Origin of the sequence: Pseudaestuariivita atlantica, assembly GCF_001205715.1 — a bacterium.
Classification (GTDB): domain Bacteria; phylum Pseudomonadota; class Alphaproteobacteria; order Rhodobacterales; family Rhodobacteraceae; genus Pseudaestuariivita; species Pseudaestuariivita atlantica.
Map to the genome: position 1 here is coordinate 172850 of NZ_AQQZ01000001.1, position 21630 is coordinate 194479.

23 protein-coding genes and 1 tRNA gene are annotated in these 21630 nt (G+C 66.2%); 14 read left to right on the forward strand and 10 right to left on the reverse strand.

The window, feature by feature from the left end; all coding sequences use genetic code 11:
• The first annotated feature begins 68 nt into the window (after positions 1 to 68).
• Positions 69 to 2252 (forward strand): catalase/peroxidase HPI, encoded by a 2184-nt coding sequence (katG, locus tag ATO11_RS00830; protein WP_050529388.1) that lies wholly within the window; start codon positions 69 to 71, stop codon positions 2250 to 2252.
• A gap of 118 nt (positions 2253 to 2370) precedes the next feature.
• On the opposite strand, the gene ATO11_RS00835 is transcribed toward katG, so the two are convergent.
• Together ATO11_RS00835 and ATO11_RS00840 are read right to left on the reverse strand one after the other, a co-directional pair.
• A complete protein-coding gene (locus ATO11_RS00835; protein WP_050529389.1) occupies positions 2371 to 2613 on the reverse strand; it encodes a hypothetical protein in 243 nt (80 codons plus the stop codon).
• Positions 2614 to 2615: 2 nt separating this feature from the next.
• A complete protein-coding gene (locus ATO11_RS00840) occupies positions 2616 to 3269 on the reverse strand; it encodes an alpha/beta hydrolase (RefSeq protein ID WP_050528941.1) in 654 nt (217 codons plus the stop codon).
• Positions 3270 to 3439: 170 nt separating this feature from the next.
• Between ATO11_RS00840 and iscR the strand changes: the two genes are divergently transcribed.
• The 13 genes from iscR to ATO11_RS00905 all read left to right on the forward strand — a co-directional run bounded on the left by iscR (position 3440) and on the right by ATO11_RS00905 (position 13934).
• On the forward strand, positions 3440 to 3898 hold the full coding sequence (gene iscR, locus ATO11_RS00845; protein ID WP_050528942.1) for a Fe-S cluster assembly transcriptional regulator IscR: 459 nt from the start codon (positions 3440 to 3442) through the stop codon (positions 3896 to 3898).
• Between the two features lie 61 nt (positions 3899 to 3959).
• Positions 3960 to 5039 carry a cysteine desulfurase family protein gene (locus ATO11_RS00850; RefSeq protein ID WP_050528943.1) on the forward strand — a complete coding sequence of 360 codons (1080 nt, stop codon included), beginning with the start codon at positions 3960 to 3962 and terminating at the stop codon, positions 5037 to 5039.
• A gap of 12 nt (positions 5040 to 5051) precedes the next feature.
• Positions 5052 to 6575 (forward strand): Fe-S cluster assembly protein SufB, encoded by a 1524-nt coding sequence (gene sufB / locus ATO11_RS00855; RefSeq protein WP_050528944.1) that lies wholly within the window; start codon positions 5052 to 5054, stop codon positions 6573 to 6575.
• Between the two features lie 16 nt (positions 6576 to 6591).
• Entirely contained in the window at positions 6592 to 6918 is a 327-nt protein-coding gene (locus ATO11_RS00860; RefSeq protein ID WP_050528945.1) for a hypothetical protein, read from the forward strand.
• Positions 6915 to 7226, forward strand: a complete 312-nt coding sequence (locus tag ATO11_RS00865) for a heavy metal-binding domain-containing protein (RefSeq protein ID WP_050528946.1) — start codon at positions 6915 to 6917, stop codon at positions 7224 to 7226. Before ATO11_RS00860 ends, ATO11_RS00865 begins: the two co-directional genes overlap by 4 nt.
• A 147-nt stretch (positions 7227 to 7373) precedes the next feature.
• Positions 7374 to 7811: a hypothetical protein gene (locus ATO11_RS00870; protein WP_050528947.1), complete on the forward strand. Its 438-nt coding sequence runs from the start codon at positions 7374 to 7376 to the stop codon at positions 7809 to 7811.
• 75 nt (positions 7812 to 7886) lie between these two features.
• Positions 7887 to 8642: a Fe-S cluster assembly ATPase SufC gene (sufC, locus tag ATO11_RS00875; protein ID WP_050528948.1), complete on the forward strand. Its 756-nt coding sequence runs from the start codon at positions 7887 to 7889 to the stop codon at positions 8640 to 8642.
• Positions 8642 to 9916, forward strand: coding sequence for a Fe-S cluster assembly protein SufD (sufD, locus tag ATO11_RS00880; RefSeq protein ID WP_050529390.1), 1275 nt, complete (start codon positions 8642 to 8644; stop codon positions 9914 to 9916). Before sufC ends, sufD begins: the two co-directional genes overlap by 1 nt.
• Before the next feature lie 3 nt (positions 9917 to 9919).
• Entirely contained in the window at positions 9920 to 10396 is a 477-nt protein-coding gene (locus ATO11_RS00885) for a hypothetical protein (RefSeq protein ID WP_050528949.1), read from the forward strand.
• 2 nt (positions 10397 to 10398) lie between these two features.
• Positions 10399 to 11010, forward strand: a complete 612-nt coding sequence (locus ATO11_RS00890) for a Yip1 family protein (protein WP_165586907.1) — start codon at positions 10399 to 10401, stop codon at positions 11008 to 11010.
• Positions 11003 to 12223: a cysteine desulfurase gene (locus tag ATO11_RS00895; RefSeq protein ID WP_050528951.1), complete on the forward strand. Its 1221-nt coding sequence runs from the start codon at positions 11003 to 11005 to the stop codon at positions 12221 to 12223. The genes ATO11_RS00890 and ATO11_RS00895 overlap by 8 nt, the downstream gene beginning before the upstream one ends.
• A 67-nt stretch (positions 12224 to 12290) precedes the next feature.
• Positions 12291 to 13793 carry a calcium-binding protein gene (locus ATO11_RS22455; RefSeq protein ID WP_134643047.1) on the forward strand — a complete coding sequence of 501 codons (1503 nt, stop codon included), beginning with the start codon at positions 12291 to 12293 and terminating at the stop codon, positions 13791 to 13793.
• Positions 13794 to 13857: 64 nt separating this feature from the next.
• Positions 13858 to 13934, forward strand: a tRNA-Arg gene (locus ATO11_RS00905).
• 23 nt (positions 13935 to 13957) lie between these two features.
• Here the strand turns inward: ATO11_RS00905 and ccoS are convergent.
• The 8 genes from ccoS to ccoN all read right to left on the reverse strand — a co-directional run bounded on the left by ccoS (position 13958) and on the right by ccoN (position 21612).
• Positions 13958 to 14095, reverse strand: coding sequence for a cbb3-type cytochrome oxidase assembly protein CcoS (ccoS, locus tag ATO11_RS00910; RefSeq protein WP_050528953.1), 138 nt, complete (start codon positions 14093 to 14095; stop codon positions 13958 to 13960).
• Entirely contained in the window at positions 14092 to 16227 is a 2136-nt protein-coding gene (locus ATO11_RS00915) for a heavy metal translocating P-type ATPase (RefSeq protein ID WP_050528954.1), read from the reverse strand. The genes ccoS and ATO11_RS00915 overlap by 4 nt, the downstream gene beginning before the upstream one ends.
• Complete coding sequence (locus ATO11_RS00920) at positions 16224 to 16673, reverse strand: FixH family protein (RefSeq protein ID WP_050528955.1); 450 nt, start codon at positions 16671 to 16673, stop codon at positions 16224 to 16226. Before ATO11_RS00920 ends, ATO11_RS00915 begins: the two co-directional genes overlap by 4 nt.
• A complete protein-coding gene (ccoG, locus tag ATO11_RS00925) occupies positions 16670 to 18082 on the reverse strand; it encodes a cytochrome c oxidase accessory protein CcoG (RefSeq protein ID WP_050528956.1) in 1413 nt (470 codons plus the stop codon). Before ccoG ends, ATO11_RS00920 begins: the two co-directional genes overlap by 4 nt.
• Before the next feature lie 77 nt (positions 18083 to 18159).
• Positions 18160 to 19014 (reverse strand): cytochrome-c oxidase, cbb3-type subunit III, encoded by an 855-nt coding sequence (gene ccoP / locus ATO11_RS00930; protein ID WP_050528957.1) that lies wholly within the window; start codon positions 19012 to 19014, stop codon positions 18160 to 18162.
• Complete coding sequence (locus ATO11_RS00935; protein ID WP_082176114.1) at positions 19007 to 19237, reverse strand: cbb3-type cytochrome c oxidase subunit 3; 231 nt, start codon at positions 19235 to 19237, stop codon at positions 19007 to 19009. Before ATO11_RS00935 ends, ccoP begins: the two co-directional genes overlap by 8 nt.
• Before the next feature lie 10 nt (positions 19238 to 19247).
• Positions 19248 to 19973: a cytochrome-c oxidase, cbb3-type subunit II gene (gene ccoO / locus ATO11_RS00940; protein WP_050528959.1), complete on the reverse strand. Its 726-nt coding sequence runs from the start codon at positions 19971 to 19973 to the stop codon at positions 19248 to 19250.
• A 13-nt stretch (positions 19974 to 19986) separates the two neighbouring features.
• On the reverse strand, positions 19987 to 21612 hold the full coding sequence (ccoN, locus tag ATO11_RS00945; protein WP_050528960.1) for a cytochrome-c oxidase, cbb3-type subunit I: 1626 nt from the start codon (positions 21610 to 21612) through the stop codon (positions 19987 to 19989).
• Positions 21613 to 21630 lie beyond the last annotated feature (18 nt).

The following is a 21630-nucleotide window of genomic DNA, read 5'->3' on the forward strand; positions in this document are numbered from 1 at the left end:
ATCGAGACGAGTCGCGGCCTGCGACCTCTCCCACGACAACCACGCACATGCGACAGGAGCCCAAGATGATGGACGGATCCCCCACGGACGGCGAGGGCAAATGCCCGGTCATGCACGGTACCGCGCGCAACAGCGCAAGCACGGCGAACCAGGATTGGTGGCCGAACCAGCTGAACCTGAAAGTCCTGCACCAGAACGCGGCCGAGGCGAACCCGTTCGGGGCCGCCTTCAACTATGCCGAGGCGTTCAAGGGGCTGGACCTTGACGGTGTGGTCGAGGACCTGCGCGCGCTGATGACCGACAGCCAGGAGTGGTGGCCCGCCGATTACGGCCATTACGGGCCGTTCTTCATCCGCATGGCGTGGCACTCGGCCGGAACCTACCGCATCCAGGACGGGCGCGGCGGGGCGCGGTCGGGCACGCAGCGGTTCGCGCCGCTGAACTCGTGGCCGGACAACGGCAACCTCGACAAGGCGCGGCGCCTGCTGTGGCCGATCAAGGCGAAATACGGCGCGGCGCTGTCATGGGCCGACCTGATGATCCTCGCGGGGAACGTCGCGCTGGAGACGATGGGCTTCAAGACGTGGGGCTTTGCCGGTGGGCGCGAGGACGTGCACGAACCCGAGGACGACATCTACTGGGGTCCCGAGACGACGTGGCTGGGGGACGAGCGGTATTCCGGTGACCGCGAGCTGGCCAACCCACTGGCCGCGGTGCAGATGGGCCTGATCTACGTCAACCCCGAGGGGCCGAACGGGCATCCCGATCCGATGGGGTCGGCCCGCGACATCCGCGAGACGTTCGCCCGGATGGCGATGAACGACGAGGAAACCGTGGCGCTGGTTGCCGGTGGCCACACCTTCGGCAAGGCGCACGGTGCCGGTGATGCCGGGCTGGTGGGGCCGGAACCCGAGGGCGCGGGCCTGACCGACATGGGCCTTGGCTGGCTCAGCACCCATGCGTCGGGCAAGGGCCGCGACGCGATCACCAGCGGGATCGAGGGCCCGTGGACGCCGACGCCGACGGCGTGGGACATGTCCTATTTCGACGTGCTCTTCGGCTATGACTGGGAGCTGACCAAGTCGCCTGCGGGGGCCAACCAGTGGCAGCCGGTCAACCTGAAAGAAGAAGACCGCGCGCCCGCGTCGGACCTCGACGGGACGGTGCCGATCATGATGACCACCGCCGACATGGCGCTGCGGACGGACCCGGCCTATATCGAGATCTCGAAACGGTTCCAGTCGAACCCGGCGGAGTTCGCCGAGGCCTTTGCCAAGGCGTGGTACAAGCTGACCCACCGCGACAGCGGCCCCTACGATATGGGTCTGGGCAAGCTGCAACCGGCGGAGCCGCTGATCTGGCAGGACCCGGTTCCCGCGGTCGATCACGCGCTGGTCGATGCGTCGGACGTGGCGGGCCTGAAGGCGAAGATCCTCGATGCCGGCCTGCCGGTGACGGCGCTGGTGAAGGCGGCCTGGGCCTCGGCCGGGACCTATCGCCAGTCGGACCGCCGTGGCGGCGCGAACGGCGCGCGGGTGCGGCTGGCACCGCAGAACGGCTGGGCGGTCAACGACCCGGACGAACTGGCGCAGGTGCTGGAGATGCTGGACGGCATCAAGGCGGGCTTTGACGGTGACGCCAAGAAGGTGTCGATGGCCGACCTGATCGTGCTGGCGGGCTGCGCCGGTGTCGAGGCGGCGGCGAAGGCGGCGGGCCACGATATCGAGGTGCCGTTCACGCCCGGCCGGACCGATGCGACGGAGGAGATGACGGACGCGGACAGCTTCGCGCCGCTGGAGCCGACCTCGGACGCGTTCCGCAACCACGCATGGACCGAAGAGGCGCGGCCGCAGGCCGAACTGATGATCGACCGGGCGCAGCTTCTGGGCCTCACGGCACCGGAGATGACGGTGCTGGTGGGCGGCATGCGCGCGATCGGGGCGAATACCGGCAACACGTCGCTGGGCGTGCTGACCGACCGTCCCGGTGCGCTGACGACCGACTTCTTCGTCAACCTGCTCGACATGGGTACGGTCTGGTCGGAAGAGGCGGACGGCACCTATGTCGGCAAGGGCCGCGACAGTGGCGAGCAGCGCTGGACGGCCACGGCGGTGGACCTCGTCTTTGGCTCGAACTCGCAATTGCGGGGACTGGCAGAGGTGTACGGCGCGTCGGATGCCGGGGCGAAGTTCGTCGGCGATTTCGTCCGCGTCTGGACCAAGGTCATGGATGCGGGCCGGTTCGACATGTGATCCGGGCGGGTCGGGTGAGATCACCCGACCTACCTGCCTGAAAAACCGAAGGCCCGCGCGGTGACGTGCGGGCCTTCGTCGTTGAGCCGGGGTCGGTGTCGGGTGGCGAGCACCCGACCTACGCGGGTGGGTCCTGCGCGGCGCGGGCCGCCTTGAGGGCCGCGTCGAGGCGTTGGTCGAGCATCTTGCGCGCGCGTTCCTCGGAGATGAGCACGCGGGCCGCGGTCAGGAAGGCTTCCTGCATGGTGGTCGAGGAGGCTTCGAGCAGTTTCGAGACGTCGTTGACGAGTTCCTCGTCGCCCAGTTCCTTCTGCGCGGCGATGACGTCGCGGGCCAGCGCCTCGGCCAGCTCTTCGGCCATCTTCACCGCGACGTCTCCGTCAGGCGGCGTTTCACGTAATCCGTCACGTTGCCGATCATGTCGTCCATGTGCGGCTCCTTGAAGAAGTGGTCGGCGCCTTCGAGCTCGGTATGGGTGATGGTGATGCCCTTCTGTTCGTGCAGCTTGTTCACCAGCGAGACGGTATCGGCGGGCGGTGCCACCCGGTCGGCCGAGCCGTTGATGATGAGGCCCGAGGAGGGGCAGGGCGCGAGGAAGGAGAAGTCGTACATGTTGGCGGGCGGAGAGACCGAGATGAAGCCCGTGATCTCGGGCCGGCGCATCAGCAGTTGCATGCCGATCCACGCCCCGAACGAGAAGCCCGCGACCCAGCAGTGCTTGGAATTGTTGTTCATCGACTGCAGGTAGTCGAGCGCCGAGGCCGCGTCGCTGAGTTCGCCCACGCCCTGGTCGTATTCGCCCTGGCTGCGGCCCACGCCGCGGAAATTGAAGCGCAACACGGTGAAGCCCATGTTGTAGAAGGCGTAGTGCAGGTTGTAGACGACCTTGTTGTTCATCGTCCCGCCGAATTGCGGATGCGGATGCAGCACGATGGCGATCGGCGCGTCGCGGTCCTTCTGCGGGTGATAGCGGCCTTCGAGCCGGCCTTCGGGGCCGGGGAAGATGACCTCGGGCATGGGCGGTTCCCTTTGGTGTGCGCGGGTCCGGGCGAGGCGGTTGACGCTGCCCCGGCGCACATCTTAGAATGGTTCTAAACTTGCCCCTGACAGGGCGCTTGAGTGAAGCGGACATAAGCGTTGCGGCTGGGTCCGTCAATCGTTTGCCGCGAGCCTTGGGGGGACGCACGGTGAAACTGTCGACCAAGGGGCGGTACGCGATGCTGGCGCTGGCCGATATCTCGTTGCAGCCGGACGGCGCGCTGGTGCCGCTGGGCGACATCGCGCGGCGGCAGGACATGTCGCTTCCCTATCTCGAACAGCTGTTCGTCAAGTTGCGGCGTGCGGGGCTGGTGGAATCGGTGCGCGGTCCGGGCGGGGGGTACAGGCTGGCGCGGCCAGCGTCCGAGATCCGGGTGGTGGACGTGCTGTCGGCGGTGGACGAGACGGTCAACGCGCTGCACAAGGGCGCGGGCGCGAGCGGCGGCCAGTCGGGCAGCCGGGCGCAATCGCTGACCAACCGGTTGTGGGAGGGGTTCAGCGCGCATGTCTACGTGTTCTTGCACCAGACCCGCCTGTCGGACGTGATCGAGAACGAGCTTGCGCCGTGCCCCGCCGTGCCGTCGCTGTTCGAGATGGTGGACGAGTAGGAGAGGGCGGGAGCGGGGGCCAGCCCCCGCGCCCCCGCCATATTTGGAAAGAGAAGAAGACGTGGAGCGGACCTACCTCGACTGGAATGCCACGGCGCCTTTGCGGCGTGAGGCGCGCGACGCGATGATCGCGGCGATGGATGTCGTGGGCAATCCGTCGAGCGTGCATGCCGAGGGGCGCGCGGCCAAGGCGCTGGTTGAGAGGGCGCGGGGGCAGGTCGCGAGCCTGGTGGGGATCGACCGCAACGAGGTGGTCTTTACCTCGGGCGCGACGGAGGCGGCGGCGCTGGCCTGTGCCGGGCACGAGGTGGCGGCGGCGGGGTTCGAGCATGATGCTGTCAGTGCGCATATGACGTCTGACCTGCCTGTGTTGCCGAACGGGGAGGTTGCGCCCTTCAAGGCGGTGCCGGGGTCGCTTTTGGCGATGCAGGGGGCCAATTCCGAGACCGGCGTGTTGCAGGACAATTTCCGCTGGGCGCAGGTGGCCTGGGCGTCGGGTGCGATGGTGCTGGTCGACGCGGTTCAGCTGGCGGGGAAGGTCCGGACCTCGGTCGACGTGCTGGGGGCGGATTACCTGATGCTGTCGGCGCATAAGCTGGGCGGGCCGAAGGGTGTGGGAGCCCTGTGTCTGAAGCTGGGTGTTGATGTGCAGGCGCAGATCACCGGTGGCGGGCAGGAGCAGGGGCGCCGGTCGGGCACCGAGAACGTGATCGGGATCGCGGGGTTCGGGGCGGCCTGTGCGGCGGCGGAGCGCGATCTGGAGGCAGGTGTCTGGGCGCGTGTCGAAAAACTTAGAAACATTCTAGAAAACGCCATTGCGGCCAGCGCAGATCAGACTATTTTTGTCGGGAAAGATGCGCCACGGCTGCCCAACACGTCCTGCTTTGCGACCCCCGGCTGGAAGGGGGAGACGCAGGTGATGGCGATGGACCTTGCGGGTTTCGCGATCAGCGCCGGGTCGGCCTGTTCGTCGGGCAAGGTGAAGGCAAGCCGCGTGTTGCGCGCGATGGGATATGACGAGGTGACGGCGGCGAGCGCGGTGCGCGTGTCGCTGGGGCCGGACACAACGGAAGACGAGGTCATGAGATTCGCCGAGGCGTGGCTCAGGGCCCACGACAGGTTCCGCGCGAAGGTCGCGTGAGAGAGGATCAGGATGGCTGCTTTGGATGATGTGAAGGTCAAGGACGGGGTCGAGGAAGAGACCGTCGAACTGGTCCGCGAAGTGGGCGGTGCCTACAAGTACGGCTGGGAGACCGACATCGAGATGGAGTTCGCGCCGAAGGGCCTGAACCCTGATATCGTGCGCCTGATTTCCGGGAAGAACGAAGAGCCGGAGTGGATGACCGAGTGGCGGCTGGAGGCCTATGCCCGCTGGCTGGAGAAGGAAGAGCCCAAATGGGCGATGGTCGACTACCCCGAGATCGATTTCCAGGACCAGTATTACTATGCCCGTCCGAAATCGATGGAGGTGAAGCCCAAGTCGCTGGACGAGGTCGATCCCAAACTGCTCGCCACCTATGAAAAGCTGGGCATTCCGCTGAAGGAGCAGATGATCCTTGCCGGTGTCGAGGGGGCCGAGGATGCGCCCGCCGAAGGCCGCAAGGTCGCGGTGGATGCGGTGTTTGACTCCGTGTCCGTGGGCACCACGTTCCAGGCGGAGTTGAAGAAGGCGGGCGTGATCTTCTGCTCGATTTCCGAGGCGATCAGGGAACATCCCGATCTGGTGAAGAAGTACCTTGGGTCGGTCGTGCCGGTGTCGGACAACTATTATGCGACGCTGAATTCGGCCGTGTTCTCGGACGGCTCCTTCGTTTACGTGCCGCCGGGCGTGCGCTGCCCGATGGAATTGTCGACATACTTCCGGATCAATGCCGAGAATACCGGGCAGTTCGAGCGGACGCTGATCATTGCCGACAAGGGGTCTTACGTTTCCTACCTCGAAGGCTGCACCGCGCCGAAGCGCGATACCTCGCAGCTGCACGCCGCGGTGGTCGAGATCATCGTCGAGGAAGATGCCGAGGTTAAGTACTCGACCGTGCAGAACTGGTACCCCGGCGACGAGAACGGCAAGGGCGGCATCTATAACTTCGTGACCAAGCGCGCCGATTGCCGGGGCGACCGGGCCAAGGTGATGTGGACGCAGGTGGAGACGGGATCGGCGGTGACGTGGAAGTATCCGTCCTGCATTTTGCGCGGCGATGACAGCCAAGGCGAGTTTTACTCCATCGCCATCGCGAACAATTACCAGCAGGCCGATACCGGGACCAAGATGATCCATTTGGGCAAGAACACGAAATCGCGGATCGTGTCCAAGGGGATCAGCGCGGGCAAGGCGCAGAACACCTATCGGGGCCTTGTGTCGATGCATCCGAAGGCGAAGAACGGGCGGAACTATACCCAGTGTGACTCGCTCTTGATCGGTGACAAGTGCGGGGCACATACGGTGCCGTATATCGAGGTGAAGAATAACTCGAGCCGCGTGGAGCACGAGGCGACGACGTCGAAGGTGGACGACGATCAGCTATTCTATTGCCGCCAGCGCGGCATGGACGAGGAAGAGGCCGTGGCGCTGGTCGTCAACGGGTTTTGCAAGGACGTGCTGCAGGCGCTGCCGATGGAGTTCGCGATGGAAGCGCAGCAGTTGGTTGCGATCTCGCTTGAAGGGTCGGTGGGTTAAGGACCCGGAAAACGCGATGACCCTGACAGCCAAGGATATCGACACGCTGGCCTCTCGCGCCACCAAGGACCCGGCGGCGGAGGCGGCGCTGATCTGGCCCTTCGCATGGGGACTGGCAAGTGTGGCGTTGATCTGGGCGTTCGGGGATTTCGCGTTCTGGCGAACCGATGCGGGCGTGAACGTGTCGCTTGACGCGGTCGGGCTGGGCCTTGTGCTGGGCGGTGTCCTCGCGGCGGGCGTGATGTGGGTTTATTTCCGGTGGCGTCGGCAATCGGTCGCCGCGGCGAAACGGACATTGCGGAGCCTTGCGGAACAGGTGCGCGCGCAGGAGGTCAGTCGATGATCGTCACCACCACCCCCTCGGTCGAGGGCTACCAGATCGCCGAATACAAGGGCATCGTCGTGGGCGAGGCGATCCTGGGCGCGAACATCTTCCGCGATGTGTTTGCCGGGATCACCGACATCATCGGCGGGCGGTCTGGCGCGTACGAGGAGAGCCTCGGCGAGGCGCGGGAGACGGCGCTGCGCGAGCTGGAAGAGCGGGCGCGGGCCAAGGGGGCCACGGCCGTCGTGGGCGTCGACCTCGACTACGAAGTGGTTAACAACATGCTGATGGTCTCGGCCTCCGGCACGGCGGTGGTTCTGGGATGAACCGCATATTTTCGCCATATTTCGTGCCCTTACGTCACGAAACGGGACGTCCCGTTTTGACCCAGAGCGTGCCACACCGCTGCCACATAGTTGAATCAAATTGCATCGGTCCAACACACAGCGGAGAGGTGAGGCACGATGGGAGGAATGGCACAAGCGAGCTTTGGGCAGCGAATCCAGACGATCGAAAACCGGTCCGCACGTCGCTACGTCCCCGACAGTCAGCGTGGTCCGAAGACCGTGTCGTTCCTGTGGTCGCTTGGCCTTGGCGTGGCGGGGGCCTTTGCCGGGCCGGTTCTGGCGAAATTCGCACCCGAAATGCTGGCCTTCCTGCCCGAGGGGCTGGAGCCGTGGATCGCCGACGCCGCCGTTGCGGGCGTTCTGTCGCTGTGCGTGGCCTTCGCGGTGTCGCTGACCTCGACCAAGCACGTGTTTTCGCTCATGCTGGGCCTTGGCCTGACGATCGGCGTGATGCACGACCTGCTGCCCGATCCGCAGACGGTGATGAATTCCGATCCGGCGGAGCTGCGCGTGGCCTATCTCGACCCGGTTCTGGCGTATCTGCCCGCAGACCTGCTGGACTGACATCCCCCACATCCTGTTTCCAGGCGGCCCGCACCAGCGGCGCTGCCTGTTCTGCTGTTTCCAGAAGGACAAATCATGCTTGAAATCAAGAACCTGCACGCTTCTCTTGAAGAAGAGGACAAGGCGATCCTGAAAGGTGTCGACCTGACGGTCGAGGCGGGCAAGGTGCACGCGATCATGGGGCCGAACGGGTCAGGCAAGTCCACCCTGTCCTACGTGCTGTCCGGCAAGGACGGATACGAGGTGACGGACGGCACGGCGACGCTGGAGGGCGAGGACATCCTCGACATGGAGCCGGAAGAGCGCGCGGCGGCAGGCCTGTTCCTTGCGTTCCAGTACCCGGTCGAGATCCCCGGCGTGGGCAACATGACCTTCCTGCGCACGGCGGTGAACGCACAGCGCAAGGCTCGCGGCGAGGAAGAGATGTCGGCGACCGAGTTCCTGAAGGTCGTGCGCGCGCGCGCCAGGACGCTGAACATCGATGCCGAGATGCTGAAGCGTCCCGTCAACGTGGGCTTTTCGGGCGGCGAGAAGAAGCGCAACGAGATCCTGCAGATGGCGATGCTGGAACCGAAGATGTGCATTCTCGACGAGACCGACTCCGGCCTCGACGTGGACGCGATGAAGCTGGTGGCCGACGGTGTGAACGCGCTGCGTGCCGAGGGGCGGGGCTTTCTTGTCATCACGCACTACCAGCGGCTGCTCGACCATATCAAACCTGACGTCGTGCACATCATGGCCGACGGCCGGATCGTGAAATCGGGTGGGCCGGAGCTTGCTCTGGAGGTCGAGAACAACGGCTATGCCGATATCCTTGCCGAGGTGGCATGATGGCCAAACCGCAACTGAAACATGACCCCACCGAGGTGCGGTTGCTGAACATCGCGCGGCCCGACGCGGCGGCGTGGACCGGGCCGGCGCGGGATGCGGCGGTCAAGCGGGTGCAGGAGATGCGCCTGCCGGCACGGCGGGACGAATACTGGAAATACACCCGGCCCGACACGCTGGTCGACTACCAGGCGCCCGCGGCCGCGCTGTTCCACAACGATGAAGGACGGCTGTTCGACGGGATCGACCGGCTGACCATCGTGTTCGTCGACGGCGTGTTCGACGCCGAACGCTCGGACGACCTGGAGATGGCGGGCGTGCGGATCGACCGGCTGGCCGAGCCCGCCGATATCCACTGGGCGGCGGAGACCTACGGTTCGCTCGAGGCGGCGGGTCACTACGTGCCGCGCGCGCTGGCGGCGCTGAACACCGCCTTTGCCAGCGACGGGGTTCTGATCCACGTCACGGGCAAGACCGAACGGCCGATCAACCTTGTCTACGAGCATGCGAGCGAAACCTCGGACGCGATGCTGCACCACGTGGTCAAGCTCGATGCGGGGGCCGAGGTCACGCTGCTGGAAAACGGCCCGGCGGCGGCACGGCTCAACATGGTGATGGAGGTGGACGTGGCCGACGGCGCGGCGTTCCACCACGTGCGCGCGCAGGGCCGCGATCACGAGCGGCGGGCGGTCACCCACATCTTTGCCCGGCTGGGCACGGAATCGGTGTTCAAGTCCTTCACCCTGACGGTGAACGGGCGTCTGACGCGCAACGAATGCGTGGTCGATCTGACGGGCGACAACGCGGTGGCCCATGTCGCGGGAGCCTGCGTCGGCGACGGCGATTTCCATCACGACGACACGGTGTTCGTCACCCACGACGCGGTGGATTGCGAAAGCCGGCAGGTGTTCAAGAAGGTGCTGCGCAACGGCGCGGTGGGCGTGTTCCAGGGCAAGATCCTTGTGAAGGAAGGCGCGCAGAAGACCGACGGCTACCAGATCAGCCAGTCGCTGCTCTTGGACGATGACAGCCAGTTCCTCGCCAAGCCCGAGCTTGAAATCTATGCCGATGACGTCGCCTGTTCGCACGGGTCGACCTCGGGCGCGATCGACGAGACGGCCTTGTTCTACCTGCGCTCGCGCGGCGTGTCGCGGGACGAGGCGACGGACCTTCTGACGCTCGCCTTCCTTGCCGAGGCGGTGGACGAGATCGAGGCAGAGGCCCTGCGCGCCGACATGCTGGCGCGGCTGGAAAACTGGCTGAAGCGGCGGCGCTGAGCCATGTCGGTGACGCGCGATATCGTGGCCACGTACCGGCGGCCCGGCACGGTGATGCGGCGGTTGCTGGACATGGGCCCGCGCGAGGACCGCGCGCTTGCGATCCTGATGGCGGCCTGCGTGCTGGTCTTCATCTCGCAATGGCCGGTGCTGAACCGCCGCGCGCATCTTGAACAGGTGGAGCTTGCGCCCTTGCTGGGCGCGTCGCTTTTGGCATGGGTGTTCATCGCGCCGCTGATGTTCTACGTGATCGCGCTGATCGTCACGATGGCGCTGCGCGCGTTCGGCTATTCCGAACCGGGATACCCCGCGCGCATCACGCTGTTCTGGCCGCTTCTGGCGACATCGCCCCTGATCCTGCTATATGGCCTGACGCTGGGCTTCACCGGGCCGGGACCGGCGGCGTCCATCGTGGGCGCGATCTGGTTCGCGGTCTTCATTTGGTTCTGGATCAGCGGTTTGCGACAGGTGACACGATGATGATGGGACAACCCTGGCATTGGTGGATCACACAGTCGGTCACCGACCCGCGCGGCGTGGCGCGGCTGTTGATGGCGATGAACCTGTCGCGCGAACATGTCTGGATGGCGCTGGCGGCGACCTGCGCGCTGGGCGCGATCCTGACCTCGCTTCCGATCCTCGGCGTGACCACGCCGCCGCCGGAATGGACGCCGATCCAGGTCCAGATGTTCGAGATGATGCGACGCCCTGTCATCTTCGCGCTGATCAATTTCGCGGGCACGGTGGTGTTCATCTTCGGTTTCCACTGGACCGGCCGCGCACTGGGCGGGACGGGGCGGCTGGAGGATATGGCCGTGCTGATCACGTGGCTGCAGGTGGTGATGCTGGTCTTCCAGGCCGTGCTGTTCGTGCTGGGGCTGATACTGGCGCCGATCGCGGCCCTTCTCAGCATCGCGGTCCTGCCCGTGACGCTGTGGATGACGGTGAATTTCGTGGATTGCGCCCATGGTTTCGACAGCCTGATGAAGGCGCTCGGTGTGATGTTCGCGTGGGTGGTCGGCCTGACCTTGGGATTGACGATGCTTCTGGCGCTGATGGGCGTCGGGGCAGGGGGGATGCCCGCAAATGTATGACGTGGAGCGCATTCGCGCCGATTTTCCGATCCTCGCGCGCGAGGTGAACGGCAAGCCGCTTGTCTACCTCGACAACGGCGCCTCGGCGCAGAAGCCGCAGGTGGTGATCGACGCCGTCACGCAGGCCTATTCGATGGAATACGCCAACGTGCATCGCGGGCTGCATTACCTGTCGAACCTCGCCACCGACAGGTACGAGGCCGTGCGCGGCACCATCGCGCGCTTCCTGGGTGCCAAGGACGAGAACGAGATCGTCTTCACCTCGGGCACGACAGAGGCGATCAACCTCGTTGCCTATGGCTGGGCGATGCCGCGGATGCAGGCGGGTGACGAGATCGTCCTGACCGTGATGGAGCATCACGCCAACATCGTGCCCTGGCATTTCCTGCGCGAGCGGCAGGGCGTGGTGCTGAAATGGGTGGAGATCGAACCCGACGGATCACTCGACCCGCAGAAGGTGATCGACGCCATCGGCCCCAAGACAAAGCTCGTTGCCGTCTCTCACCTGTCGAACGTGTTGGGCACGCAGGTCGACGTGAAAACCATCTGCCGGGAGGCGCATGCCAGAGGCGTGCCGGTGCTGGTCGATGGTTCACAGGCGGCGGTGCATGGCCCGGTCGACGTGACCGACATTGATTGCGATTTCTACGCGATCACGGGGCACAAGCTGTATGGCCCGTCAGGGTCCGGCGCGATCTACATTAAGCGCGCGCGCATGGACGAGATGCAGCCCTTCATGGGCGGCGGCGACATGATCCGCGAGGTCCACCGTGACAAAATCACGTGGAACGACCCGCCCATGAAATTCGAGGCCGGAACCCCCGGCATCGTGCAGCAGATCGGGCTGGGCGTGGCGCTCGACTACATGATGGACGTGGGGATGCAGAACATCGCCGTGCACGAGGCTGATCTGGCCTCGTATGCCGGGGGTCGGCTGCACGGGCTGAACTGGCTGAACGTGCAGGGCAACGCGCCGGGCAAGGCCGCGATCTTTTCCTTCACGCTGGACGGCGCGGCGCATGCGCATGACATCTCGACCATCCTCGACAAGAAAGGCGTCGCGGTGCGGGCGGGCCACCACTGTGCCGGGCCGCTGATGGACCACCTTGGCGTGACCGCCACCTGCCGCGCGTCGTTCGGGATGTACAATACCAAGGCAGAAGTGGACGCGCTGATCGAGGCGCTGGAACTGGCGCACGACCTGTTCGCCTGAACCTTTGGCGGATCGATCAACTTGAGGTAGTCTTCCGGGATAAGTCATTTTTCTGGAGGGCGTGTCCGTGTCCAATTCGATTACCGTATTCGACAACAACCTTATTCCGTTTCTCGAAGAGGCCGTATTCGGCTATGCCCGCGGGCCGCTGATCCCCGGTCCGTCCATCGGCAACGGCCTTGTTCAGCGGGTCACCATCATCGAGGCCGGCATCCGCGTCGTCCTTCAGGGCGATGACCTTGCGCTGTCGGGGTCGCCACTTGCGATGACCGGCGGCACGATCACGCAAATCTACGTGTTCGACGCGGTCTCGGGCGACACGCTCTACCGCGTGGCCAATCCCGACGGCATTCTTGACGCGGTGACCTACCAGACCATCCTCGACGTCGCGCAATCCGATCCCTTCGCCGCCGGCCTGCAATTCCTCGCGCTGCTGGACGCGGCACCGGCCAACGTGTCGTTGGGGTCGGGCGCGCAGTTCTTTGCCGGAGCGGGAGACTGGGATTTCCTCGCGGGCGACGGCAGTTTCGTCGATGCCGGGGCGGGTGACGATTCCGTGCGCGCAACCTTCGGCGCCACCGTGATCGGCGGGGAGGGAGACGATATCCTGACCGGGTTCTTCGGTCGCAACTTCATCGAGGGCGGTCCGGGCAGCGACCGTGTCTACGGCGGTTACGGGAACGAGACGCTGCTGGGCGGATCGGGCGACGACACGATCGCCGGGTGGTACGGCCACGACCTGATCGAGGGCGGCGCGGGCAACGACCTGCTGTCCGGCGACTTCCGCAACGATACCGTCGATGGCGGGGCGGGCGATGACGTCGTGCGCGGCGGCGAAGGCGATGACGACCTGAGCGGCGGTGCGGGATCCGACACGCTGTTGGGAGAGGCGGGCAATGACCTTCTGGACGGCGGGCCAGGCGATGACCTGCTGAACGCGCATTTCGGAGATGACACGCTGATCGCCTCGGGCGGGTCGGACACGCTGCTTGGCGGGTTCGGGGACGACCTGATGGGCGCGTTGCCGGGATTGGCCGCCCCGGCCGAGGGGTTCCTGATGTCCGGCGCGGACGGGTCGGACAGCATGTTCGGTGGTACCGGCGATGATACCGCCTATGGCGGGGCAGATGGCGACGTCATGCGCGGGCGGGCCGGGAACGACCTGCTGCGCGGGCAGGATGGTGCGGACATTGTTCGCGGGCAGTCGGGCGACGACACGGTCGACGGCGGCGCGGGCGACGACACCCTGCGCGGCGGGGACGGCGATGACCGGCACTTCGGAGGCGGAGGCGACGATCACCACCTCGGCGGTGCAGGCGCGGACGTGTTCGTCCTGCGGGAAGGCGACGGCGCCGACACGATCGGCGATTTCGAAGCGGGCGTGGACAGCCTGTGGCTGGAGGCCGAACTGGTCGCCGCTGCCGGGTCCACCGACATCGCCACGATCCTCGCCGACTACGGCACCGTCTTCGCGCGGGGCCTGCGGTTCGACTTCGACGACGGCACCTCGGTCTTCCTGACAGGGGTGACCGATCCGGCGATGCTCGACGGGGATATCGTGCTGGTCTAGGCGATCCCGGTCGCGCATTTCTGCCGTTGCCGCCGCCGCGCGCCCGGCCTATACACGGCCGCAGGCACCTGTAGCTCAGCTGGATAGAGCGCTGCCCTCCGAAGGCAGAGGCCAGAGGTTCGAATCCTCTCAGGTGCGCCATTTCCCCTTCAGGACAGCCGTGCTCAGTCGTCGAGCAGGATGCGTGCGGCCTCGCCGTCGGGGTCGTCGTACTGGCGGGATTTCAGCGTCCAGATGAAGGCCACGATCCCGGCGCCGCCGAGCAGCAGCGAGACGGGGATGAGAAAGACCAGCACGTTCATTGCACCCGTCCCACGCGGATCGCGTTCAGAAGCACGGTGATCGAAGACAGCGACATGGCGAGCGCGGCGAGGAGCGGAGTGGCATAGCCCAGCACCGCGACGGGGATCGCGACCGCGTTATAGGCCAGCGCGATGCCGAAGTTCTGGCGCGACAGCCGCACCGCCTTGCGCGCCACGGCGAAGAGGCGCGGCACCTGCGCAAGGCCACCGCCGATCACCACCACGTCAGCGGCGTTGCGCGCGGCGTCGAGCGCGGTGCCCGGCGCGATGGAGGCATGCGCGCGGCTGAGCGCGATGGTGTCGTTCAGCCCGTCGCCGATCATGCAGGGCAGCGCGCCCGCATCGGTCAGTTGCGTGACGCGGTCGGTCTTGGCCTCGGGCGACAGGCTGGCCTCGAAATTCGGGATGCCGGTCAGGCGGGCGAGGCGTCTGGTCCGGTCGGGGGTGTCTCCCGACAGGATTTCAAGGTCGAGCCCGGCGGCGCGCAGGCCGCCTGTCATCTCGGCCACGCCGTCGCGCAAGGTCTCTTCATAGGGCAGGTCGATGATCCGCGCGCCGATCTTCAGGGCGAGCCCATCGCCGTCGCCGCCAAGCCACGCGGCGCGGCCAAGCGCGACGGGGGTGCCGTCGGCCATGGCCGAGATGCCGTTGCCCCGCGCTTCGGTCACGTCCGCGAGGTCGGCGGCGGCCTCGGCACCGAGGTGGCGGTCAAGCGCGCGGGAGAGGGGATGCGCGCTGGCATGGGCCAGCGCCTTGGCGATGCGGCGCTCGTCAGGTACGAGGAGGCCAGCGTCGAAGGAAAAGCCGGGCGTCGTCAGCGTGCCGGTCTTGTCGAGCAGGACCGTCCGCACCTCGGCCAGGCGTTCGAGCGCGGTGCCCGACTTGACGAGGAAACCGAGGCGGTAGAGCCGCGAGATGGCGGCGGTCGACACGGCGGGCACGGCGAGGCCAAGCGCGCAGGGGCAGGTGATGATGAGGACGGCGATCGCGATGTTGAGCGCGAGGCGCACGTCGCCCGAGACCACCATCCAGCCCGTGAATGTCGCCAGCGCAAGGACGTGCACGGCGGGCGCGTAGATGCGCGCGGCGCGGTCGGCGAGCGAGGTGTAGCGGTTGCGCGCGGTTTCCGCCGTCTCGACCATCCGCGCGATCTGCTGCAGGCGCGTGTCCTGCCCGACGGCGGTGGCGATCAGCGTGAAGGGCGCGCCGAGGTTGATCTCGCCCGCGTGGACGAGGTCTTGCGCGGCGTGGCTCACCGGCGCGCTTTCGCCGGTCAGGAAGGCGCGGTCGGTATGCGCCCCGGCGCTGGTGAGGGTGCCGTCCACGGGCACGCGCATGCCGGTGGGAACAAGGATGGTATCCCCCCGGTTCAGCACCCGGATCGGGACGGTTTCGAACCCGTCCGCCGTCTGGCGGCGCGCCTCGTGCACCTCCAGCGCGCCCAGTTCGCGGGCCGAGGACCGCGCGGCGGCGCGGGTGCGGTGTTCAAGGCAACGCCCGATCAGCAGGAAGAAGGTCAGCGACAGGGCGGCGTCGAAATAGGCATGCGCGCCGCCGTTCAGCGTCTCGTAAAGCGACATCGCGGCGGCGAGCAGGATGGCGAGCGAGATGGGCACGTCCATGTTCAGCCGCCCGACGCGCAGCGCCGTCCATGCATGTGCGAAGAAGGGTTGCGCGGAATAGATCACGCAGGGAATGGCGATGGCGGCAGAGATCAGGTGGAACAGGTCGCGCGTCGCGCCCTCGGCCCCCGACCAGACGGCGACCGACAGCAGCATGACGTTCATCATGGCGAACCCGGCGACGCCCACGCGCATCAAGAGATCGCGCCCCGTCACGTCGGTTTCGGTCGCAAGGGCCACGGTGTCGAGCGGGTAGGCGTCGTGGCCGATCTCGGACAGCGCGCGGACGATGTCGCCGGCGGGGCGCGACGTGTCCACGGTGACGCGCTTCCGGCTGAGGTTCACGCGGGCCGATGCCACGCCGGGCAGCGCGTTCAGGCGGTCCTCGATCGCGGCGATGCAGGCGGCGCAGCGCATGCCGGGGACGGACAGCAGGACCTGCCCGGCCTCGCGTTGCGCGTCAGGCGGGGCCGGGACGGGCGCGGCATTGGCGGGAAGGGCGATGGTCATTTCGGGGTATCCACCACGATGCGTTGCCGGAACAGGGTGCCGTCCGCCGCGCGCGCGACGAGCCGCAGGTTCCAATTGCCGCCATCGGCCTCGACCGGCGCAGTGTAGGCCCGGCCGTCGAACGCGAAGGCGGGTTCCTGGTCGGCATTGACGGTGTGGGCGCGCCCGAAGGTCGCCTGTTCGATCACCGCCTCGACCGGGGCACCGCCCTTCAGGATGCTGAGGATCAGAAGGTCTCCGTCAAGCCGGGCGGAGACGTCCCAGCCAAGCGCAAGCTGCGCGGCGCGGTCGGCGTCGAACGTCTGGCTGGCGACGTAGGAGTTCTTGACCTCCAGACCCGGAAAGGTGCGCACGGCGCTGAAGGCGAGTGCGAGGTTGACCGAGATGATGATGCCGAAGCCCAGTGCGAACATGGCAAAGACGTGGAAGCCGGTGACCTGTTTCATCCGTCGGTTCTCCCGTTGAAGATCGAGTTCTTGTAGGCGCGTTCGCCGCTCTGGTTGTCTTCGACCCAGAAGCGGATGTCGGTCGTCGCGGTGCGCGCGACGGCGGACCCGCCGGGAGCGGTGACGTAGACGCGCAGTTTGAGCGTGTCGTCGGCGGGGACCTCGATGGCCGAGTAGGGCGTGCCTTCGATACGCAGGCGCAGGGCCAGATCGCCGCTGACATGCACGCCGAACATGCGCGGCTCGCCATTCTTGTTGCGCAGGCGCAGTTCGAACGCGTTCTGCACCGCGCCGTCGGACATCACCACGTAGGTCGGGTTGCGCACGGGCGCGACCGTCATCTCGATCTCGGGCCGGATGAACAGGGTATAGAGCATGGCAAGCCCGATCGCGGACCAGAGCGCGGTGTAGAGGATCGTGCGTGGCCGGAAGATGTGCTGCCACGGGCGCTTGGGCGGCTCGCCCGCGCGCTCGCGCGCCTCGTCCGACAGGGCGAGGTAGTCGATCAGGCCGCGCGGGCGGCCGAGCTTGGCCATCACGTCGTCGCAGGCGTCGATGCACAGCGCGCAGGTGATGCATTCCATCTGCTGGCCGTCGCGGATGTCGATGCCCATCGGGCAGACGTTCACGCAGGCCATGCAGTCGACGCAGTCGCCGACGCCCTCCTTGTGCAGCTTGCCGCGCGGCTCCCCGCGCCAGTCGCGATAGGCGACGGTCAGCGTGTCGTTGTCCATCATCGCGCCCTGGATGCGCGGCCAGGGGCACATGTAGATGCAGACCTGTTCGCGCATGAAACCGCCAAGGACGAAGGTGGTGGCGGTCAGAACCGCAACGGTGATCCACGCGACCGGCGGGGCCGAGAGGGTGGCGAATTGCGCCGCCAGCGTCGGCGCGTCGGCGAAATAGAACACCCACGCCCCGCCGGTGGCGAGGCCGATCAGCGCCCAGACCACCCACTTGGTCACCCGCAACCGCGCCTTGCGCAGCGACCACGGGCTGCGGTGCAGTTTGACGCGGGCGTTGCGGTCGCCCTCGATCCAGCGCTCGACGAGGATGAAGAGGTCGGTCCACACCGTTTGCGGGCAGGTATAGCCGCACCAGACCCGCCCCAGCGCCGAGGTGAACAGGAACAGGCCCAGCCCCGCCATGATCAGAAGCCCCGCGACGAAATAGAATTCGTGCGGCCAGATCTCGATCCAGAAGAAATAGAATCGTCGGTTCGCAAGGTCCACCAGCACCGCCTGGTCGGGCAGGTTGGGCCCACGGTCCCAGCGGATCCACGGGGTCAGGTAGTAGACGCCCAGTGTCAGGGCCATGATGACCCATTTGAGATTGCGGAAGCGGCCCTTGACGCGGCGCGGGAAGACCGGTTCGCGCGCGGCGTAGAGGCTTGGGGAGGAGTCAGTCATGAAAACGGGTCACCCTGAATTGCAAGGTGACCCTAGGATGGGCCGAAGCCGGGTACCTTGATCTGCGTCAAGTTTGCCTATTCACCGCCGCCGAGGCTGTGCACGTAGGTGGAGACCGCCCGCACGTCCTCTTCACTCAGCCGCTGCCCCCAGGCGGGCATCACGCCGAAGCGGGAATAGGTGATCGTTTCGATCAGGCTGTCGCGGTCTCCGCCGTACAGCCAGATCGCGTCTGCAAGGTTGGGCGCACCCTGTTCGCGGTCGCCGGTGCCGTTGGCTCCGTGGCACGACGCGCAATTCTCCGCGAACAGGGTGGCCCCACCGCCGCGTTCTCCTCCGATAACGGGCAGTGTGGGGATGAAATCGGCAAGCGATTCGATCTCTTCCGGCGAGAGGATTTCGCCGAAGGCGGGCATCTGCGACCAGCGGGCATCCGTGTCGGTATCGTTGCGGATGCCGTGGCGGACCGAGAACGCGACGTTGGTCAGGTCACCGCCCCAGAGCCAGTCGTTGTCGAGCAGGTTGGGATAACCCGGCCCGCCCGCAGCACCCGCGCCGTGGCACTGGCTGCACTGGGCGCGGAACACCGCGCCGCCACGCGCCACGGCATAGCGGTGCACGTCGGCCTGGGGTTCGAGCGCCGCCAGATCGACGGCCAGCAGCGCCTCTGTCAGATCCGCGTTCGCGGCATCGTGGCGTGCGATCTGCTCGGCCACCTCGGCGCGGGTGGAATAGCCCAGAAGCCCCGCCGTCGCGCCCGAGATCATGGGCCATGCCGGGTAGGCGATGGTGTAGGCCACGCCCCAGATGATGGTGAGGTAGAAGGTGATGAGCCACCACCGCGGCATCGGCGTGTTCAACTCCTCGATGCCGTCGAAATCGTGACCCATGGTCTCGCGACCGGTCAGCTTGTCAACGCGGGGCTTATCCATTGCGGAGCTCCTTGGAAATGTCGGTGTTGCAGGTGCAGGTCTCGCAGGACCCGGTGCAACCGGTGCCGGTCTCGTCGTCCCGGAAGGGGATCGACGCGGCGGCGTCACGGGAGGATTTGAGGGATGGCCAGAAGGCATAGACCCACGTGCCGAGGAAGAAGGCGACCATCGCGATCAGGAACCAGCTGTCGGCGAAGGCGCGGAGTGTCGAATAGGTTTCCATCGTCTGCTCCTCAGCGGCTCGCATCCGGCACGAAGGTCGAGAAATCGACCAGCGTGCCGAGCATCTGCAGGTAGGCGATCAGCGCATCCATCTCGGTCACCTGTGGCTGGCCGTCGAAGTTGCCAATGGCGGCGCCGGGATAGCGCTCGACCATGGCGTCCCAGTCGGCATCGGGATCGGCCTGCACCCGGAAATCGGACGCGGCGTTCGCGATCTGCTCGTCTGTGTAGGGCACGCCGACGATGCGGTGCGTACGCATCAGGTCGCCGATATCGTCGCCGTCGAGGCTGGCGTTCAGCAAGAAGCCGTAGCCCGGCATGATGCTTTCCGGCACGACCGATTGCGGGTCGATCAGGTGGGCGAGTTGCCATTCGTTGGAATACCGCCCGCCCACGCGGGCCAGGTCCGGCCCGGTGCGTTTCGACCCCCACTGGAACGGGTGGTCATACATGCTTTCGGCGGCCAGCGAGTAGGGGCCATAGCGTTCGACCTCGTCCCGCATGGGGCGGATCATCTGGCTGTGGCAGACGTAGCAGCCTTCGCGGATGTAGATGTCGCGCCCGGCCAGTTCGAGCGGGGAGTAGGGGCGCATGCCGTCCACCTCCTCGATCGTGTTCTCCAGCCAGAAGAGCGGCGCGATTTCTACGATCCCGCCGATCGTCACCACGGTGAGCGAGAAGGCCAGCAGGAGCGAGGGGCTGCGTTCGAGGACGACGTGTTTGTCGATGAGGGCCATTGGTCGAAGCTCCTTATTCGGCCGGTGCGGCGGTTGCGCCCGCGGGCGGGGTCATTTGTGCGACGGGCTGGCTGACGCGGGCGTAACCCCGGATCGTCATCCACATGTTCCAGCACATGATCCCGGCACCGGCGAGGTAGAGGATGCCGCCGAGGCTGCGCACGAGGTACATGGGGTACTTGGCGCTGACGGTGTCGGCGAAGGAGTTGACGAGGAAGCCCTGGTCATCGACCTCGCGCCACATCAGGCCTTCCATGATGCCCGACACCCACATCGACGCCGCGTAGAGGACGATGCCGATCATGGCGAGCCAGAAGTGCCAGTTCATCGCGGCGTTGGAATACATCGCGCCGCGGTTCCACAGGCGGGGCGTCAGGAAGTAGATCATCGCGAAGATGATCATGCCGTTCCAACCCAGCGCGCCGGAATGCACGTGGCCCACGGTCCAGTCGGTGTAGTGCGACAGCGAGTTCACCGCGCGGATCGACATCATCGGCCCTTCGAAGGTCGACATGCCGTAGAAGGCAAGGCTGGCCACGAGGAAGCGGATGATCGGGTCGGTGCGGATCTTGTCCCACGCGCCGTTCAGCGTCATCAGCCCGTTCATCATGCCCGCCCAGGACGGCATCCACAGGATGACCGAGAAAACCATGCCGAGGGTCGAGGCCCAGTCGGGCAGCGCGGTATAGTGCAGGTGGTGCGGACCGGCCCAGATATAGAGGAAGATCAGCGCCCAGAAGTGCACGATCGACAGCTTGTAGCTGTACACCGGGCGGTTCGCCTGCTTGGGCACGTAGTAGTACATCATGCCGAGGAAGCCCGCGGTCAGGAAGAAGCCCACGGCGTTGTGGCCGTACCACCATTGCGTCATGGCATCCTGCACGCCGCCGAACAGCTGGACGGATTTCGAGCCCCAGATGCTCACCGGCACGGCGAGGTTGTTGACCACGTGCAGCATCGCGACGGTGATGATGAAGGCGAGGAAGAACCAGTTGGCGACGTAGATGTGCCGCTCGCGCCGGTTGATGATGGTGCCGAGGAAGACGACGAGGTAGGCGACCCAGACAAGTGTCAGCCAGATGTCGACGTACCATTCCGGTTCGGCATATTCCTTGGATTGCGTGGCGCCCAGCAGGTAGCCGGTCGCCGCCAGCACGATGAACAGCTGGTAGCCCCAGAAGACGAACCAGACGAGGTTGCCGCCGTAAAGGCGCGTGCGCGACGTGCGCTGCACGATATAGATCGACGACGCGATCAGCGCGTTGCCTCCGAAGGCAAAGATCACTGCCGACGTGTGCAGCGGCCGAAGGCGCCCGAAATTGCCGAAGGGTTGCGCCCAGTCGAAGTTGAGCACCGGGAAGGTCAGTTGCAGCGCGATCAGCACGCCCACGGTCAGGCCCGCGATGCCCCAGAAGGCGGTCGCGATCACGCCGGCGCGCACGACGTCGTCGTTATACTGGTCGGTCGGAACCGGCGCGGCGGGTTCGCCCACGTTGCGCAATTCGCGGATGAACAGGCCCACCGCCACCACGAAGATGATGACCGCGTGAACGCGATAGGCCAGGTCCTGGCCAAGGTCGGTCGCAAGCGCCGCGAACAGCGCGATCAGACCCAGTAATATCAGTTTGACGATGGCCATGGCCGGTTCCCTTCATCC

Coding starts and splice junctions, on each gene's coding strand:
- katG (WP_050529388.1), top strand. CDS start 69: ATGGACGGATCCCCCACGGACGGCGAGGGCAAATGCCCGGTCATGCAC.
- ATO11_RS00895 (WP_050528951.1), top strand. CDS start 11,003: ATGTATGACGTGGAGCGCATTCGCGCCGATTTTCCGATCCTCGCGCGC.
- ccoG (WP_050528956.1), bottom strand. CDS start 18,082: ATGACTGACTCCTCCCCAAGCCTCTACGCCGCGCGCGAACCGGTCTTC.
- ccoS (WP_050528953.1), bottom strand. CDS start 14,095: ATGAACGTGCTGGTCTTTCTCATCCCCGTCTCGCTGCTGCTCGGCGGC.
- ATO11_RS00890 (WP_165586907.1), top strand. CDS start 10,399: ATGGGACAACCCTGGCATTGGTGGATCACACAGTCGGTCACCGACCCG.
- ATO11_RS00835 (WP_050529389.1), bottom strand. CDS start 2,613: ATGGCCGAAGAGCTGGCCGAGGCGCTGGCCCGCGACGTCATCGCCGCG.
- ATO11_RS00865 (WP_050528946.1), top strand. CDS start 6,915: ATGATCGTCACCACCACCCCCTCGGTCGAGGGCTACCAGATCGCCGAA.
- ATO11_RS00915 (WP_050528954.1), bottom strand. CDS start 16,227: ATGACCATCGCCCTTCCCGCCAATGCCGCGCCCGTCCCGGCCCCGCCT.
- ATO11_RS00860 (WP_050528945.1), top strand. CDS start 6,592: ATGACCCTGACAGCCAAGGATATCGACACGCTGGCCTCTCGCGCCACC.
- ccoO (WP_050528959.1), bottom strand. CDS start 19,973: ATGGCCCTCATCGACAAACACGTCGTCCTCGAACGCAGCCCCTCGCTC.
- ccoN (WP_050528960.1), bottom strand. CDS start 21,612: ATGGCCATCGTCAAACTGATATTACTGGGTCTGATCGCGCTGTTCGCG.
- sufD (WP_050529390.1), top strand. CDS start 8,642: ATGGCCAAACCGCAACTGAAACATGACCCCACCGAGGTGCGGTTGCTG.
- ATO11_RS00840 (WP_050528941.1), bottom strand. CDS start 3,269: ATGCCCGAGGTCATCTTCCCCGGCCCCGAAGGCCGGCTCGAAGGCCGC.
- ATO11_RS00935 (WP_082176114.1), bottom strand. CDS start 19,237: ATGGAAACCTATTCGACACTCCGCGCCTTCGCCGACAGCTGGTTCCTG.
- ccoP (WP_050528957.1), bottom strand. CDS start 19,014: ATGGATAAGCCCCGCGTTGACAAGCTGACCGGTCGCGAGACCATGGGT.
- ATO11_RS00885 (WP_050528949.1), top strand. CDS start 9,920: ATGTCGGTGACGCGCGATATCGTGGCCACGTACCGGCGGCCCGGCACG.
- ATO11_RS00870 (WP_050528947.1), top strand. CDS start 7,374: ATGGCACAAGCGAGCTTTGGGCAGCGAATCCAGACGATCGAAAACCGG.
- sufB (WP_050528944.1), top strand. CDS start 5,052: ATGGCTGCTTTGGATGATGTGAAGGTCAAGGACGGGGTCGAGGAAGAG.
- ATO11_RS00920 (WP_050528955.1), bottom strand. CDS start 16,673: ATGAAACAGGTCACCGGCTTCCACGTCTTTGCCATGTTCGCACTGGGC.
- sufC (WP_050528948.1), top strand. CDS start 7,887: ATGCTTGAAATCAAGAACCTGCACGCTTCTCTTGAAGAAGAGGACAAG.